The 16,334-nt window shown below is 71.0% G+C and carries 12 protein-coding genes and 2 tRNA genes; 11 read left to right on the forward strand and 3 right to left on the reverse strand.

The annotated features are described in order from the left end of the window. The first annotated feature begins 88 nt into the window (after window positions 1-88). The 3 genes from ACZ4YY_RS08955 (at window position 89) to ACZ4YY_RS08965 (ending at window position 1,929) form a co-directional block, all read left to right on the forward strand. Entirely contained in the window at window positions 89-331 is a 243-nt protein-coding gene (locus tag ACZ4YY_RS08955) for a hypothetical protein (RefSeq protein ID WP_468285595.1), read from the forward strand. 247 nt (window positions 332-578) lie between these two features. Further along, on the forward strand, window positions 579-1,022 hold the full coding sequence (locus ACZ4YY_RS08960; RefSeq protein ID WP_189818398.1) for a glycine-rich domain-containing protein: 444 nt from the start codon (window positions 579-581) through the stop codon (window positions 1,020-1,022). Between the two features lie 70 nt (window positions 1,023-1,092). Then, on the forward strand, window positions 1,093-1,929 hold the full coding sequence (locus ACZ4YY_RS08965; RefSeq protein WP_468285599.1) for a protein kinase domain-containing protein: 837 nt from the start codon (window positions 1,093-1,095) through the stop codon (window positions 1,927-1,929). Window positions 1,930-3,344: 1,415 nt separating this feature from the next. Here ACZ4YY_RS08965 and ACZ4YY_RS08970 read toward each other — a convergent pair. Continuing rightward, window positions 3,345-3,761: a GntR family transcriptional regulator gene (locus tag ACZ4YY_RS08970; protein WP_468285602.1), complete on the reverse strand. Its 417-nt coding sequence runs from the start codon at window positions 3,759-3,761 to the stop codon at window positions 3,345-3,347. A 181-nt stretch (window positions 3,762-3,942) separates the two neighbouring features. Here ACZ4YY_RS08970 and ACZ4YY_RS08975 point away from each other — a divergent pair, with 181 nt between their 5' ends. The 6 genes from ACZ4YY_RS08975 to ACZ4YY_RS09000 all read left to right on the forward strand — a co-directional run bounded on the left by ACZ4YY_RS08975 (window position 3,943) and on the right by ACZ4YY_RS09000 (window position 9,784). Then, complete coding sequence (locus tag ACZ4YY_RS08975; RefSeq protein WP_468285606.1) at window positions 3,943-4,302, forward strand: SCO3933 family regulatory protein; 360 nt, start codon at window positions 3,943-3,945, stop codon at window positions 4,300-4,302. 202 nt (window positions 4,303-4,504) lie between these two features. Then, window positions 4,505-5,917, forward strand: a complete 1,413-nt coding sequence (locus ACZ4YY_RS08980; protein ID WP_019324612.1) for an FtsK/SpoIIIE domain-containing protein — start codon at window positions 4,505-4,507, stop codon at window positions 5,915-5,917. Window positions 5,918-5,969: 52 nt separating this feature from the next. After that, on the forward strand, window positions 5,970-6,689 hold the full coding sequence (locus ACZ4YY_RS08985; RefSeq protein ID WP_468285609.1) for a DUF2637 domain-containing protein: 720 nt from the start codon (window positions 5,970-5,972) through the stop codon (window positions 6,687-6,689). Between the two features lie 148 nt (window positions 6,690-6,837). Next, entirely contained in the window at window positions 6,838-8,322 is a 1,485-nt protein-coding gene (locus ACZ4YY_RS08990; RefSeq protein ID WP_468285612.1) for a replication initiator, read from the forward strand. Next, complete coding sequence (locus ACZ4YY_RS08995; protein WP_402593536.1) at window positions 8,319-8,501, forward strand: helix-turn-helix domain-containing protein; 183 nt, start codon at window positions 8,319-8,321, stop codon at window positions 8,499-8,501. The genes ACZ4YY_RS08990 and ACZ4YY_RS08995 overlap by 4 nt, the downstream gene beginning before the upstream one ends. Then, window positions 8,501-9,784 (forward strand): site-specific integrase, encoded by a 1,284-nt coding sequence (locus ACZ4YY_RS09000; RefSeq protein ID WP_468285616.1) that lies wholly within the window; start codon window positions 8,501-8,503, stop codon window positions 9,782-9,784. The genes ACZ4YY_RS08995 and ACZ4YY_RS09000 overlap by 1 nt, the downstream gene beginning before the upstream one ends. Window positions 9,785-9,886: 102 nt before the next feature. Here ACZ4YY_RS09000 and ACZ4YY_RS09005 read toward each other — a convergent pair. After that, window positions 9,887-9,959 (reverse strand) — tRNA-Arg (locus ACZ4YY_RS09005). A 208-nt stretch (window positions 9,960-10,167) separates the two neighbouring features. Further along, window positions 10,168-10,258, reverse strand: a tRNA-Ser gene (locus tag ACZ4YY_RS09010). Between the two features lie 387 nt (window positions 10,259-10,645). Here ACZ4YY_RS09010 and ACZ4YY_RS09015 point away from each other — a divergent pair. Continuing rightward, a complete protein-coding gene (locus ACZ4YY_RS09015) occupies window positions 10,646-11,086 on the forward strand; it encodes an SSI family serine proteinase inhibitor (protein ID WP_468285618.1) in 441 nt (146 codons plus the stop codon). A gap of 477 nt (window positions 11,087-11,563) precedes the next feature. After that, window positions 11,564-16,288: a hybrid sensor histidine kinase/response regulator gene (locus tag ACZ4YY_RS09020; RefSeq protein ID WP_468285621.1), complete on the forward strand. Its 4,725-nt coding sequence runs from the start codon at window positions 11,564-11,566 to the stop codon at window positions 16,286-16,288. Window positions 16,289-16,334: the final 46 nt, after the last annotated feature.

The following is a 16,334-nucleotide window of genomic DNA, read 5'->3' on the forward strand; positions in this document are numbered from 1 at the left end:
CGGGGACGGCACTAGGGACGTTCTACCCGACGCGGGACGTCCCGAAGTGGGGTTTGTCGGAGGTTCCGACGTCCTGATGAGCGGCAGGATGCTCGTCCGCATGGCGAGCAATCAGCAGACCAGACCAGGCATCGGTGAACTGGCGAAGGACACTGCCAGTGGACGTATCGGCGTCGTCATGGGCGAGATCGGCGCCCGGGTGCAGATAAGGCCCGTCGGCGGCGGCGTCGCGTGGGATGCCCTTCCGGACAACGTGGTGGCCCCTACCGCGCGGGAAGAACTGAGCGCCCGCCTGGCCATCAAGAACGGCAACAGCCGGGACGGCCTGTGATGCGCGCCATCGGCCGGTATGCCGGGGTCCTGTTCATCATCATGATCAGCGGATCGTGTGGCCTGGTGATCGGCATGGCCCTCGGAACCAGCCAGTAGACCGGCCGCCCCGAACGGGGTGCCACCTTCCCTGGCTCCCCCTTCCCCGTTCGGGGTCGGCCTTCCATCCCCCGGTCGCCATAGGCCGTGCCTCGGCGACCGATGCGGGCGCAAGTGCCAGAGCACAGCGACACTCAAGGAGTATTCGCATGACGGCAACGGCCAACGACCAGAAAACCGGTCGCGCGGTGGCTGGTGAGGAGCTGTTCGACAGCCTCACCCACTTCGTGATCGTCCACAACGGGCAGTCCCGCGAACGGGCCGAGCGGATCGCGGACCAGGCGGTGGCCTTCGTGGTCACCGCCGCGACCGCGACCGTCCCCATGGTCCCGTCCGACGACGTGGACCTCGGTCTGCACGCACTCATCCTGCACACGAAGGAGTACGCCGCGCTCTGCGACCGGTACGCGGGCCGCTTCCTCCACCACAACCCCATGCCGGGCGGAGGGCCCCGTGACCCGAAGAAGGTCGCCGCGTCCGCACACGCGATGAAGGCGGCCGGGTTCATGGTCTTCGACGACCTCTGGACCGTGGACGGCACGAATCTCGCGCAGTGCGACGCGGACTGCGGCCGTCCGTACGGTCAGGCGTAGCGATACGACACCAGCGACGCGGCCGGCCTCGATGCGGGGTCGGCCGCGCCGCCCGGAAGGAGAACAGACGTTGTCCAGGACACCCCCTGAACTGCCGATCGTCGTGCTCGACGCACTGATGCCCAAGGCGCAGCGCCTGGTCGTTAATCGTCGGGGCTCGATGGTCTGGGAGGTCGAGAGCCATCGGGGGCAGTACGCCGTGAAGGTCGGTTACCCGATCGAGGCCACGGCCGACTGGCCCGCACAGCCCTGGACGGCACTTGCCCCCGCGCGCGAAGGGGCCGTGCTGCACCGACTCGGCCTCGATGACTTCGCGTACGGCGAATGGGAGCTGGGCACCTGGAACTTCCAGCCGTGGCACGAAGGGCCCGACCTGTACGAGCTGTGGAATCCCTGTCGTGAACCGGACTCTCGTACGGAACCTCATACCAGCGCGGCCCTCGGCTGCGTAGAGGCGCTGGCCGAGCTACATGGCAAGGGCTGGGCCCACGGCGACGTGCAACCCGCACACTTCATCATCGGCCCGGATCGCACGCACCTCATCGACCTGGCCTTGGCACGCGGCGGGCACGTCCCCGAGGGGTACGACTTCCCGTTCCGCGGCTGCCTCGTCCACTACGAGGCGCCGGAGATCGCGCGCAGCGTGCTTGCGACCGGAGAGGCGCAGCCTACGCAGGAAGCGGACATCTATGCGCTCGGCGCGTCCCTGCTCATCTCCGCCACGGGCTGGCGGGCCGTCGAGTACCCGGACGACGCACCGCGCCCCGAGCAGAGACAAGCCGTCGCGAGTGGCAAGCGCCGGCCTGTGAAGGTGCATGGCGAGCTGGGCGAATTGATCGACGCCATGCTCAGTCCGGCGCCCGAGGACAGGCCCACGATCTACGAGGTTGGTAAGGCCCTGAGCTGAGCCGCAGACCCACAAGCAGAAGACCGGACCACCCCTCCGCCTGGACAGCATTCAGGGTGGCCCGGTCGTGGAATCCCTGGTCAGGACCCCGGTGCCGATGGTACCGGGGCGGTTGGCGTGCTCGTATGCGGGTGCTGCTGGAACCCCGGTTCCTCGTTGTCGAGTTGGAGAGGAGTTCTGACCTGAGCCACCGAAAGTCAGCCACGACGGCGGGTGCGCCGAACGAACACCCGTCACGTGTGTTTCCAGCAACCACCCGCCGGCCTCGACCACGCTTCTTCAATGCGTCACGATCCTCGGTCCCATTCCGGCCGGAGCGTTGTCAGCGCTGCATGACGCATGGGCACCGCATGCGGCTCTGCGGCCCATCCGGCTTGGAGCGGTGGCCGGTTGGGCAGGGGGGTCACGCATGGTCGGCGTCGGCCTGGTCCTGGTGCTCGGGGAGGTCGGGTTTCCTCCTGGCCTGGTCGACAGCCTTGGCGTGCTGCGCGCTGAGCGGCGGGGGGCCGCCGGAGCGGTGGCGGAGACAGGGAGCGGCGGCGGCCACGGGCCGCCAGCGCGCGCGGCCCGCCGCAGGCGGGCCGCCTTGATCCAGTAAAGAAACTCTGAACAGCTCCGCTGCGCTGGGCCCCTGGCCGGGCGTGTGGTCACGCGGTCCCCGCCTACCCGCCCGTTCCACAGCATCGACGCCTCTATGGCGCTTATAGCCGCATTAATTCCTATTTGTTCTGGCGGTCGGCGGTCTCTATCCACGGGCAGGGGATTACAGGATGCCGTGTGTGCGGGTGGGCAGAGCTGACTTTTACCCGGCGCCTGTCACACCGACTGGCTATCCGGCACCTGTAGCAGACGAGGGCGGGCCTCCACCCTGCCCGGAGTCGAAGATGGAGGAGTGAGGTGGATCGCAGGATCGGCTGTCACACCGATGCGAATTCCGACACGCCTATAGGTGTTCCTCGGTGGATCGAGCGGCGGAACATAACACGCAAGTGCCGGTTACCCAAACCGGCGATTCTCCAGACTATTGATGCCCTGCCCGACGATTGGACGAATGAGCGGCGTCAGCTCACGCATGCACGAGCCCGCCCGGCGGGACGCGCAGGAAGGTTCTTGCCCGCCCGGTGGGAGCACAGCACCGCTCCGCTAGTAGGTGTCCGGTCTGACAGGTAGACCTAGCTGAACAGCCGCGATGACGGCTTGCCGGGAGGTACAGGCAAGCTTCGATCCGGCTGCGGATAGCCGCCGGGCGAGCCCCAGCGGTTGGCCTGAACGTATGAAGCAAAAACGGCACAGCAGCGAACGGGTGGACATGAACAAGCACGAGGCAGCACGTATAGCGGCGCGACTCAAGGAGGTGGAGGAGAAGGTGGCGCGGCTGGAGGATCTGGTGCGTCGGGCCGCCGAGAGGGGTCCCGCTACTTCTTCGGCGCCTTCTTCGCGCCAGTGACGCCGCCGAGTTGCTGGAAGACCCGCAACAGACTGTCCAGTCTCGCGTTTACGGCATCAAGCCGTTCGGAAAGTTCGACGTATTCCGGCGTGGGCATCCGCCCACCGTTCGCCGCCTCGGGAGCGCCAGCCTTCAGGTCGGCCTCTGGGGGCAGGGGATCAGCGACGAAGTTGCCTCGACCCGGCATGGTGTGGATCAGCCCTTCGTCACGCAGCATGCGCAGCGCGGAACGCGCGGTCATGTTCGCGATCTCGTAGGTCGCCTCCAGGTCGCGGGACGAAGGGACCCGCTCGCCTGGCTTGAGGCGGCCGGAGCGGATCTGTCGCCGCAGCTCCTCTGCCACCAAGCGGTACGGCGGAGTGTCGGAATCCTTGGGCAGCTTCATAGCCCGAGGGTAGCGGGCTTAGCTCGCCTATCGCAGTAAGACCCTGACACACCTTGGAATGCGCGCTAGCCCTGAACTAGGTGCGATGTGCGCTAGGCGGTTGACGCACCTCTGGGCCCTAGTGCACAGTTGATCTCGCTTCACCACCCGGTGGAGCACCTACCGAGAGGAGGTAACACCCATGCCTCGTATCCGTGTTGGCCTGCTCCCGTCCGCGTCGTTCATGGTCGGCAACATGCCGGTGCCGAAGTACGCGGACGCCGAGAAGACGCAGTTCGCCGTGGATCGTGAGACCGGCGCGAAGCTGTTCGTGGTCACCCTCTTCTTCATGGAGGACGACCGCGCCGAGGCCATGAAGATCACCGTCCCGGAGACCGGTCTCCCCAACGGCCTCAAGCCGGGTGTGCCGGTGATGCCAGTGGAGCTGTTCGCCACTCCGTGGGCCCGGATCTTCAACGGATCGCTCTCGGACGGCATCGCCTACCGCGCGGAGCGCCTGGACCTCGTCGGCGGTCCGGCTTCGGCCGCTGAGGCGGCGTGAGCGGTCCCGCGTTCCGGTCCGGCGTCGAGTGCAGCTACCCACTGCCTCACGCCGGGCCGGATGCCTGGCTCAGTGACTCCCTCATCAACTCGGTGGCGGCCGTGCTTGTCGGCTACGGCTTCCCCCGGCTCGCCGCCCCGGATCGGGCGGCCCTCGAAACGGCCCTTGCGGCCTTTCTCTACGACTCTCAGGAGAGCAACACATGAAGGACAACGACCCGACCGGAGGGGCCTTCGGCTACGGCCTCCTTGTCGTCGGCGTGGCGCTGGCCGTGCTGGTCGGCTGGTCGGTGTGGTGGGTGGTGCGCTACCTGCGGGCCGATGCGATGACCCGGCAGTCCATCCGGCAGGCCGTGCGGGTGCGGCGGACCTGGAAGCGGCTCGCACAGATGCTGAAGCTGTGCGCCACGGACAAGATGCCGACCGCGCTGGCCTCGCTGGCGAACACGGACGGCAAGCCCATCAAGCCCCGCATCCTCGTCCCCACGCTGAAGGTCACGCATGACGCGTACGGGGTGATCGCGCGGGCGGGCTGCCTGCCCGGCGTCGGCCTGGAGCAGTACCAGAAGGCGGCCCCGCATCTGGCGGACGCCTGGCGGTGCACACGCGTGGCGGTCACCCAGGACGAGCCCGGATCAGTCGTCATCCGCGGCGTGCGGCTCGATCCGCTGAAGTTCCCCACCGAGCACCGTCCCATCGGCACCGTGCCGGAGAAGGTGGCCCAGTGGGAGCTGGGCGTGGACGAGTACGCGCAGCCGGTATCCGTCGACCTGCGGCAGGTGCCCGGCGTAACCGTGGCCGGCCTTCCCGGCAAGGGCAAAACATCGCTGATCAACCGGCTTCTGTCGGACTGGGCACCCGCGCCGTGGGTTCAGTTCGCCTGCGCGGACGGCAAGGTCTCCGCCGCATACGAGGGTGACTACTACGCCTGGGTCAAGCGCATGTTCGCCTTCGTCGGCGATGACCTGGAAGAGGCCAACAAGCTCTTCAAGCACCTGGTGGACCTGCGCCGCAAGCGCTCCGCCCTGGTCCTCGATGTACTCGGGGTGAAGTCCATGTGGGACGTGGGCCCGTCCGAGAAGTGGCCGCTGGTCGTGCTGATCGTGGATGAGGCGCACACCTACTTCCGCGACCACAAGGGCAGCGACCCCAAGACGAAGAAGCTCGCGGCCCTCGCTGCCGAGAACGCCCGGCTCGTGGAAGACCTGGTCAAGAAGGGCCGCTCGGTGGGCATCCTCGTCATCCTCGCCACGCAGAAGAGCACGGGCGACGCTATCCCGACCTTCATCCGCGACGTGTGCCCCGTGGGCCTGAGCTTCGCGCAGAAGACCGCCGAAGCTGCCGTGGCCGCCCTTGGGGAGGACATCCGGGACTGGCCGGATGCCAACCCGATCAACCTTCAGGACCCGGCATATGTCGGCGTCGCCTCGATGAACCACCAGTCGCAGCCCGGTTTCACCCGCATCCGCACGCCCTACGTGCCGGACGCGTGGGCGGAGGAGATCGCGCAGACCACGAACCACCTGACCGCCGACCCGGCCGACCTGCTCCCGGCCGTCGACCTCACCAAGGAGGACCCGAACGACGACGGCTCTATGGCACCCGTGGCGGCCTGACCATTCACACGCCTGAGCCCACGCGAGCAACCGAAAAGGAGGTGAACCCCCAATGTCTGAGGACCGGATCACACAGCGCACCGTGACCGTGGTCATGGGCATCATCGCCGCCCTGGCGTTCGTCTTCTCCTTCGGCAACGTCTGGGCCCTGGCCCTGCGCCTCGGCGTCCCCGCCCCCATCGCACCCCTGATCGCGCCGATGGTTGACCTGTCCGTGGTCGGCCTCCTGGTCGCTCTCCGCTACCTCTCCCTGCGTGGCGTCCCACCCGAGCAGATGAAGGCGGCCACCCGCCTCATGCACGTCTCCGGACTGCTGACCCTGGCCCTCAACATCGCCGAACCCATCGTCGCCGAGCACTACGGCCGCGCCGCCGTGGACGCCGTGGCCCCGGTGCTGCTCCTCGGCTGGGGAGCGGTCGGCCCGCAGCTCCTGCGCTCTTTCCACGCGGTCCCCACCAATGCAGCCGCCCCGGCCCCGGCTGGCGAGACGGAACCCGCCCGAGGGCACGATTCGGCCTCCCCCAAACCGGATACCGCCCTGACGCCTGCACCATCCGTCACGCCGGAACCGGCTCCGGTCGCCATGCCCAGCACCCTGGCATTCTTCGCGCCTGTGCCTGCGGTCAAGGTGCCTGAGCCGCTGCTCGTCGAGGCACGCTCCATCGCCGCGTCCCACCACGCTGAGCACGGCGAACCCATCACGGCGGCCCAGCTTAAGAGGCGACTCGGTATCGGCCTGCCCATGGCCACCGCCCTCCACGCCGCCCTGTAGGACGCGTTCTCCCCGCCGGCCTCTCGGCATCTCCCCCCTCGCCCGTCCCTGGGCCCAGTCCGTCATGCCTGCGGGCAGCAGCCCGAGCGCACTGTTCGCTGCTGCCCGCAGGTCCCACCCTCGCGCCAGAGAGGAGACCCCGCTACTCATGCGCCGCCCCCTCGACCTGCGGCACGTCATCAGCCCCGGCCTGCGGGACCTGATCGAACTGGCCAACACTGACAACTTCGACCGAGTGCAAGAGCAGGTCCGCAACCTGCGCGGCTGCACCAACCCGGTCAACCTCCACGGCTGGACGATCACCACCGACCAGACCGCCAAGGAAGTGGTCCGTTCCTACCGCTCCGAAGACGAACCCACCGGACGCCTGCTGACCACCTGCGGCAACCGCCGCGCCTCCCGCTGTCCCGCCTGCTCCCGGGTCTACGCCGCCGACACCTACCACCTGATCAAGACCGGACTCTCCGGCGGCAAGAACGTCGCCGAAACCGTTTGCGACCACCCCCGCGCCTTCGTCACCCTCACCGCACCCTCATTCGGGCCGGTCCACAACCGCCCCACCACCGACGCGGGCAAGCCCCGCCCCTGTGCCTGCGGCGAGACACACGCCGAAGACGCCCCGAAACTCGGCACGCCGCTGGACCCGGCGACGTATGACTACACGGGTGCCGTGCTCTGGAACGCGCACGCCGGACAGCTGTGGGCACGCTTCACCACCTACCTGCGCCGCGCTCTGGCAGAGCACCTCGGTATGACGCAGAAGGCGCTGAACTCCGCCCTACGCGTCTCCTTCGCCAAGGTCGCCGAGTACCAGAAGCGCGGCCTGGTCCACTTCCACGCCGTGATCCGCTTCGACGGGCCCGACGGCCACACCACCCCGCCCCCGGCCTGGGCCACCTTCGACGCCCTGAGCACCGCCGTGGGCCTGGCCGTCGAGCGCGCCCGGCTCATCGTCGAGTCCGACGCCATCGGCGAGCGCGTCATCGCCTGGGGCCGTCGGTTCAAGGTGGACCCCATCACCGCCCTGGGCGATGGCGAACTCACCGACGCCAGGGTCGCCGAGTACACAGACGCCAAGGTCGCCGGCTACATCGCCAAGTACGCCACGAAGAACGCTGAAGGTGCGGGGACCGTGGACCGCACGTTGATGTGCCGCCCGTGCGCCGGGCGCGGCTACGTACGCGGACCCTCCCGCCTGCCAAACCGCTGCGCTGACTGCCATGGCACCGGACAAGCCGAACCCATCAAGGCCCTGCCCGTCCAGCAGCACGTACGGCAGATGATCCGCACCGCCTGGGACCTCGGCCACCTGCCGGAGTTCGCCGAACTCAAGCTCTGGAAGTGGGCTCACATGCTCGGCTTCCGCGGCCACTTCTCCAGCAAGTCCCGCGCCTACTCCACCACCCTCGGCGCCCTCCGCGACGTACGCCGCGCCTGGCGCATCGCCCAGGCCGAAGCCGCCCGCGCCCGCGCCGGCCTCCCCGCCACAGACGAGACCACCCTCGTCACCACCTCTTCCTGGACCTATCTCAGCAGCGGCTACCGCCCCGGCGAAGAACTCCTCGCTGCCCAGGTCCGCCATGACATCGCCCACACCCAACGCCTCAAGCAGGAAGGACTTGTGCCCGCATGACGACGGCCGTGCTCACCGTGGACCAGGTCGCGGAACGTCTCGGCATCAGCCGCTGGAAGGTCCACGACCTGATCCGCTCCCGCGAACTCGCCTCCTTCAAGATCGGCCGCTGCCGCCGCATCAGCGAAGCCGCCTTGGACGCCTACGTATCCCTCCGCATCGAACAGGAAGCCGCCTGATGACCAAGCCGAAGAAGAATGCCAACAACGAGGGCACCATCTACCAGCGGAAGGACGGCCGTTGGGAAGGCAGTGCCTACGTTCTGACGACGGACGGCACGTACAAGCGGCGCAGCGTCTACGGCAAGACCTGGGACGAGGCACACGAGAAGCTGACCAAGATCAAGGCTGATTCCCTCAGCGGGTTGCCGGTCGCCACCAGCAAGATGACCATCGGCGAATACCTGACGTACTGGCTGGTGAACGTCGCCCAGGGCAAGGTGCGCAGGACGACGTACGTCAACTATGAATCGCTCGTCCGCAACTACGTCACGTCCGAGTTCGGCAGGAAGAAGCTGGCCCGGCTCACCGCCCGCGACATCCGGGCCTTCCTGACCAAGACGGCGGCCACCTGCCAGTGCTGCGCGCAGGGCAAGGACAAGAAGCGGCCGGAGCATAAGCGGCGCTGCTGCGCTCTCGGCAAGTGCTGCAAGAAGCTCCCTTCTGATCGGACCGTGCGCTTCCTGCTCGTGATCCTGCGGGCCGCTCTCCAGCACGCCGTGCGGGAAGACGAGCTGCCGCGCAACGTCGCCCGGAACGTGCAGCTGAGCATGGGAACGAAGCGCGAGATCGAACCGCTCACCGCCAAAGAAGGGCGTCAGCTCCTGGCGGCGGCCCGTGACAACCGGCTTTGGGCCGTCTATGAGCTGGCCGTCCGCGTCGGCCTGCGTCGCGGCGAGCTGCTGGGGCTGCGCTGGTCGGACGTGGACCTCCACGAAGGCGTTCTCACCGTCCGGCAGGCCCTTCAGCGGGTCGGCGGCGAACTGCTGATCGTCGCGCCGAAGACTCAGCGCTCGGCCCGCCGCGTGGCTCTGCCGGCCGAATGCGTGACGGCGCTCCGTGCCCAGCACGCGCAGCAGGTAGCCGACCGGAAGGCGGCCGGTACCAACTGGAAGGGGACAGGGCAGGGCCTCGTCTTCACCACGAAGAACGGGACCCCCATCGAGCCGCGGAACCTGAACCGGTCCTTCGAGGCGCTGTGCGCTCGCGCCGGAGTCCGTAGGGTCCGCTTCCATGACCTGCGCCACACCTGCGCGTCCCTGCTCCACGAACAGGGCGCCGATGCGCGAATGATCATGGAAGTCCTGGGCCACAGCTCCATCCGCGTGACCATGGACATCTACACCTTCGTACGGCTCGACTCCCAGCGGTCCGCCTTCGACCGCGTCGGCGACGCACTGAGGGGTGACGGCAACGGGCCGGACGATGACGACGGCCCGGCCGGTGTCCTCGTGGCCGTCTGATCGGTCCCGTTACCGCCCTCGGCAGCGGTTGCCGTCAAACGCTGCCGTCAAGGCAAAAGCCAGAGGCCCTGTGGATCTCTCCACAGGGCCTCTGAACTGTTGTGCACTCGGCAGGATTCGAACCTGCAACCTTCTGATCCGTAGTCAGATGCTCTATCCGTTAAGCTACGAGTGCTCGTCTTTTGTTGTTTTCCTGCCTTCGCTCCCGGCCCTTCCGGCCCGGTCGCGGCGACAGGAAGAACATTACATGACTGCCGCCGCCATGTGAAATCCGATTCGCATACCCCTTGTGACCTGCGACAACGTCAAGATGGGGATGGTCGGGGCGGTGCGGGCGGGGAACGACGAAGCCCCGGTCGGGAGGACCGGGGCTTCGAGAGGGGCGGAGGCGGAGGGATTTGAACCCTCGATGGGCTTTAAGGCCCAAACCGCATTAGCAGTGCGGCGCCATAGACCGGACTAGGCGACGCCTCCAGCACAGCCGCTCGCGTGTGTGCGAGTGGTGCGTGCAGATGATGACACAGTCGAGCGTCGTGTCACCAATCGACCTCCACGGTACTAGGCAGGCGGGCCGCAGGGCAAAGGCGTTGCCGGGCGCAACGTCCTCGTCGGCCGGACGTTGGTCAGGGCATGTTCCAGGTCAGCCTGCTTCGGCGCGTCCTCGTCATCGTTGCCACCGCCTCCGCCGCCGTCGTCTCCGCCCCCCTCGCCGCTCCCGTCGTCGCGGCCGGCACCGAGGCGGTTCCGTCGCTGTCGTCCCTGCCGTCTCCTTCGTCCTTGCCGTCTCTTTCGTCCTTGCCGTCTCCGCCGCCGTCTCCACCGTCTCTGTCGTCCCTGGGGTCCCACGCGCCCGTCGGGTCCGTGTCCCGGCCGGAGCCGGATCCGGGCAGCGGGGACCGTCTCGTCGTCACCGTCCGCGGGGCGGGCGCCGGGGTCGACGGGAGGTTCGAGGTCTTCTGCCGTCCGGAGCGGGGGAATCACCCGGACGTGTCCGGGGCGTGCGGGGTCGTGGAGCGGAACACGCGGTGGGGGCGGGACGCCTTCGCTCCCGTGCCGCGGGGCAGCGTGTGCACCATGCAGCACGGCGGGCCGGCCACCGCGCGGGTGACCGGCCGGTGGGCCGGGCGGCCCGTCGACGCGACCTTCGAGCGCGGTGACGGATGCGAGATCGAGCGCTGGGACCGCTTCGTGCCCCTGCTGCCCGCGCTGCGCGACGACCACACCCGACCGGGCCGAGACGGCGACCGGCAGCGCCATGACGGCGGTCGGCAGCGTCTCGGTGGCGGCCCGACCGGGCCGTGACGGCGTCCGACGGCCTCCAGCCGCGTCGCGACGGGGTTCGCCGAGGACGGTTGCCCCGGTTCCGCCCGCCCCGTCCCGCCACCGTGACGGCGTCCGACGGCGTCCAGCCGCGTCGCGACGGGGTTCGCCGAGGACGGTTGCCCCGGTTCCGCCCGCCCCCTCCCGCCGGTGGTCGGCCCTGGACCCGGCCGTTCCCGTCCCGCCCTCCGCCGCGCCTCGTCCCGCTCGATCCCCTGTTCGGCCCGCGCACAGGTGGCGCACCACAGAAGCACCCGTCCCGTAAACCTCACGCGGAGGTCCCGCGAAGTCGGAACGTGCGCTCACATGTTCTGTGTCACTTCGTCGTGCGAGCTCCCTCTCATCCGGCGCCGCGAGAACGGACCCAGCCCTTAGACTCCCTCGCGTGACACGCTGCGGGACGGTTGGCAAGATGGCCCGAGCGGTCGGCAAGGTGCGGTAACAGGGAGGAAGCGACTCGTGAGCAGCAGGCCATCCCGAGGCGCTGCTCGCCTCGCAGCCATACTCGACGCGCTCCCGGACGCGTTGGTGCTGGTCAACGCCAACGGGACCGTCGTCAACGCGAACACCATCGCCCTGGAGGCCTTCGAGGCTCCGGGGACCGCGCTGGTGGGTCGGGGGCTGCTCGATCTGCTCCCGCAGTTCGACTCCAAGCTGATCCCGGGCTCCATGCGGCGGCCCGACCACATGGATCCGCGCGGGCGGACCAAGCCGACGCGGATGGTCGCCCGGCGGACGGACGGCAGCGAGTTCCCCGTCGAGGTCACCAGCGCCAACCTCGAGAACGGCCAGCAGGCCTACGACAGCTACGGCTACGCCAGCGACGAGCTGCTGATGCTGGTCGTGCGCGACCTGTCGGGGACCGTCGACACCGAGGCCGAACTCGCGCGGTCGCAGCGGCAGACCGAGATGATCCTGCGGGCCGCGGCCGAGGGCGTCGTGGGGACCGACACGGACGGGCGGATCGTGCTCGTCAACCCGGCCGCCGCGCAGATACTGGGTTACCGGGCGAGCGATCTCGGCGGCAAGGAGCTGCACACGCTCGTGCTGCACTCGCGTACCGACGGCTCGCCGTTCCCGTACGACGAGTCGCCGCTCGCCGACACCCTGCGGTCCGGACGCAAGCACCGGGTGCGCGGGCAGGTGCTGTGGTCGAAGTCCGGGGACAGGGTCTCCGTCGACCTGACGACCGCGCCCGTGCGGGACGGCGACCAGCTCGTCGGCGCCGTGATGACCTTCACCGACCGGCGGCCGTACGACACGCTCGCCGAGGAGAAGGCCGCGCTGGAGAAGCAGCACGCGGAGGAACTGGAGCGGCTCTCCGAGGAGCACGCCTCCGACCTCACCGCGCTGCGCCAGCAGCACGTCACCGAGCTGGAGGAACTGCGCGAGCAGCACGAGGAGGAGCTCGCGGCCGGCGAGGAGCGCTACGCGGCGCTCGGCGAGCGCGAGAAGGACCGGTACGAGGCGCTCGCCGCCCGGCACGAGCAACTGCTGACGCTGCTCGGCCGCTCCCTGCGCGGGCCGCTGGACGAACTGCGCCGCGAACTGTCCGCGCTCGCCGCCGACGACGCCGGTCAGCTGTGGCCGGAGGCCAACCAGGTGCTGCACCACCTGTCGGCGGGCTACGCGCGCATCACCACCCTCATCGACAACGTCCTCGGCTACCAGCGCCTCGACGCCGACGGCACGGAGATCCACCGTACGAAGGTGATGCTGGACGCCGTCGTCGCCGCCGGTGTCGACGGGGCCGTCGAGCTCGTCGGGCCCGGGCGGGTGCAGTTCGCCGTGCACGCGCCGCCCATCGAGGCCGAGGTCGACTCGCGTCTGCTCGCGACCGCGCTCGCGCACCTCGTCGCGGACGTGGCCGGCGTGGACGCCACCGGCAACGCGCCGGTCTCCGCGGGCGGTTACATGGACAACACCGTCGTGGTCGCGGCGGCGCAGCGCGGCGAGGTCGTCCGCATCGAGGTGCGCGGGCCGTACGCCGGCGGCGACCCCGTGCACGAGCCGATCGTGCGCGGGATCGTACGCGCCCACGGGGGCGTGCTGCAGACGCACGAGGTGCCCGGGATGAGCGGCAGCGCGTACGTCCTCGAGGTGCCGTTGGGGGGTGGCGCCGGGGCTGCCGCCGCGGTCGCCGCTCCGGAGGCGGTGCCGGGCTCGGCGTTCGCCCTCCCGGCGGGGTCGGCCGGGCCTGCCGGTCAGGCCCCGGCTGCGGCGTCGGAAGGCGCGGGCGGTGCCGACGGTGTCGCGGGCGGGCCGGCGGAGGACGGCGGAGCCGCCGAGTCGGGTTCCGGTGCGGGGCGGCGGCGGGCCCGGCGGTCCTCCGTGGACGCCTTCCTGGACAGCGAGGTGTCCGGCGCGGGTGACGGCGCCGAGGCGGAGGCAGTGGTTCCGACCGGACGGCGGCGCAGGCGGGCGGCCGCCGCGGAGGAGACGCCGGTCGTCGCGGTGCCGGCGGACGACGCGGAGGCCTCCGGCGGGACCGGCCGCCGACGCGGACGGTCGGCCGATCAGACCGGTGCGGCCGATCAGCCCGGTGCGGGCGTCGACGCGGGTGGCGCGACCGCCGGCGTGGCCGAGGGTGCCGTCGTCACGGCCGCCGAGCACGCGGCGGGGACCGCCGCTTCGGGGACGGGACTCGGCGGGACCGTTCCGCCGCAGGGCGTGCCCGCTCCCGGTGGCCGGCGCGCGCGGCGCGCCGCCGACGGGCCGCAGGCCCTGCCGGCCGCACTGCCCGCGGTCGCGGGGGCGGGGGCTCCCGCCCCGGCAGCCGCTGCGGGTGAGGGCGACGGCGGGGCGACGGGTACGGCGGAGGACGGGCAGCCGACGGGACGGCGTCGGCGTGCCCTCGCCGCCGCGACGGAACGTGCCGCCGCGCAGGAGGCGGGGCCCCGGACGGTGTTCGCCCTGCCGCCGGCCGAGGCGGACCGCGGCGAGCCGTCCGGTGACGTTCCGGGTGGGGACGCAGCGCAGGCCGTGGGTCAGGTTCCGGGGGCGGGGGCCGGTGCGGCTCCGGTTCCGGTTCCCTTCCCCGGGCAGCCGGTGCCTCCCCAGGCGCAGGTTCCCGGCCAGGCCACCCAGGTTCCGGGGCAGGCACAGATCCCCGGGCAAGCCCAGGTCCCCGGGCAGCCGGTGCCCCCGCAGGCGCAGATTCCGGGCCAGGACCAGATTCCGGGCCAGGCGCAGGCCCCCGGCAAGGCTCAGATTCCCGGGCAGGCTCAGATTCCCGGGCAGGCTCAGGGGGTCGTCCCCGGTCCGGTTCCGGTGCCCGCTCAGGCTCAGGCTCCCGGTCGGTCCCAGGTCCCGGTCCAGGGCTCGCCCGACGACGCCCAGGTCGAGCACGGTCGGCACGACGCCGTCCCGCACGACCAGGCCGACGATCACACCCCGCCGCAGCCGCACCCGACGAACGCGCCCACGGGCCGTCGGCGCCGGGCGGTCGCCCAGCCGCCGGCCGAGTCCGCCGCGCCGCTGCCCCAGGGTGCCGTGCCGGCTCAGGCGCAGGGCGCCCCCGTGGCGCAGGCCCCGGCCCAGCCCCTGCCGGGCCACACCCCGCCCGCGCAGCCGCTGCCCGCTCAGCCGCCCCTGCCCGCGCCGAACGCCGGGCCGGACGCCTCCGGCCAGGTCGGCCCGCCCGCCCAGGCGGCCGGCCCGGTCGTCGCGCCCGGTCAGCCGCTGCCGGCGGAAGCGCCTCCGGTCGCCGCCCCTGCCCCCGACGCCGGTGCTCCGTCCACGTCGTCGACGCCGGGCGGTGGCACCCCGCTGCCTCCCGAGACCGCCGTCGCCCATCCGAGGGCGGCGCAACCCCTGCCCGCCGAGGCCGCCGGGAGCGCCCCGAACGCCCCGAGCACCCCGGTGGATCCCGACTCCACGCAGGGGCGGGCCATCAGCGTGCGGACGCTGGGACAGGGCGTGCCCTTCACCCGGCAGGCCGCGCAGGTACAGCAGGCGCCGCAGGTGCCGCAAGTGCAGCCGACGGCATCGCGCGCCCCGCAGGTGCCGCAGGTTCCCGCGTCGCCCTCCGGCACCCCCGCGCCGCACTCGCCCGGCGGTTCGGGGCGGCGGCGCAAGCTGGGCACGCCGCCGGACCCGGCCACGCGACCGGAGCAGACGGCCCGTCCGCATCCGACGGCCGAGCAGCCCGGCGTACCGCAGGCCACCGTGCCGCAGCCCCCCGTGGCGCAGGCTCCCGCGCCTCAGCCCGTCGCGCCTCAGGTTCCGGCGCCGCAGGGTGCCGTTCCTCAGACGCCCGCCGCCGGCGTGCCGCACTCTTCGTCGGCGGGGCAGTCGTCGGCAGCGCAGGTGCGGCTCGCTCCCGGGACCGAGGGGGCCGGCCGTTCGTACGCCATAGGGGCGCCGGACGTGAACGCGGCCGAGGGCCCGGAGCCGCTCGACGGGCCCGGTGGCGCCGTCGAGGTGGCGGACCCGCCGCGGCCGCAGCCGATGGACGACGAGCTGCCGCCCGAGCCGCTCGACAACCCGCGCCGGCTGCTGGTGTGGCCGGCTCCGGACGTCCATACGCAGCAGGCGCTCAGCGACCGCGGGTACCGGCCCGTGATCGTGCACTCGCGGGAGGAGGTCGACGCGCAGATCGCCGCCTTCCCGGCCGCGCTGTTCGTCGACCCGCTGACCGGGCCGATCACCCGGACCGCGTTGCAGTCGCTGCGGCAGGCGGCGGTGGCGGCCGAGGTGCCGGTGCTGGTCACGGCCGGCCTCGGACAGGCCTCGCGGGACGCGGCGTACGGCGCCGATCCCGCCGTCCTGCTGAAGGCGCTGGCGCCGCGCGACAGCGAGCAGCATCCGCCGCGCGTGCTGCTCGTCGAGGAGCACGCGGAGATCGCGCTGGCGCTGACGGCGACGCTGGAGCGGCGCGGGATGCAGGTCGCGCGGGCGGCGAGCGACGCGGACGCGGTCGCGCTCGCCGGGCAGCTGCGGCCGAACCTGGTGGTGATGGACCTGATGCAGGTGCACCGGGGCCGGGCCGGGATCATCGACTGGCTGCGGGCGAACCAGCAGCTCAACCGGACCCCGCTGGTCGTCTACACCGCCGCCGTCGACCAGGCGGACCTGCCGCGGCTGGCCTCCGGCGAGACCGTGCTGTTCCTCGCGGAGCGCTCCACGAGCCCCGAGGTGCAGGGCCGGATCGTGGACCTGCTGGCGCGGATCGGCACCAACTGACGACGACCGGCCGGCCTCCCGAGGAAAGGGGGCCGGCCGGTCGTCG

Source organism: Streptomyces sp. NPDC030143 (assembly GCF_055573695.1).

Coding starts and splice junctions, on each gene's coding strand:
- ACZ4YY_RS08970 (WP_468285602.1), bottom strand. CDS start 3,761: ATGAAGCTGCCCAAGGATTCCGACACTCCGCCGTACCGCTTGGTGGCA.
- ACZ4YY_RS08955 (WP_468285595.1), top strand. CDS start 89: ATGCTCGTCCGCATGGCGAGCAATCAGCAGACCAGACCAGGCATCGGT.
- ACZ4YY_RS09000 (WP_468285616.1), top strand. CDS start 8,501: ATGACCAAGCCGAAGAAGAATGCCAACAACGAGGGCACCATCTACCAG.
- ACZ4YY_RS08975 (WP_468285606.1), top strand. CDS start 3,943: ATGCCTCGTATCCGTGTTGGCCTGCTCCCGTCCGCGTCGTTCATGGTC.
- ACZ4YY_RS08995 (WP_402593536.1), top strand. CDS start 8,319: ATGACGACGGCCGTGCTCACCGTGGACCAGGTCGCGGAACGTCTCGGC.
- ACZ4YY_RS08990 (WP_468285612.1), top strand. CDS start 6,838: ATGCGCCGCCCCCTCGACCTGCGGCACGTCATCAGCCCCGGCCTGCGG.
- ACZ4YY_RS08980 (WP_019324612.1), top strand. CDS start 4,505: ATGAAGGACAACGACCCGACCGGAGGGGCCTTCGGCTACGGCCTCCTT.
- ACZ4YY_RS08985 (WP_468285609.1), top strand. CDS start 5,970: ATGTCTGAGGACCGGATCACACAGCGCACCGTGACCGTGGTCATGGGC.
- ACZ4YY_RS08960 (WP_189818398.1), top strand. CDS start 579: ATGACGGCAACGGCCAACGACCAGAAAACCGGTCGCGCGGTGGCTGGT.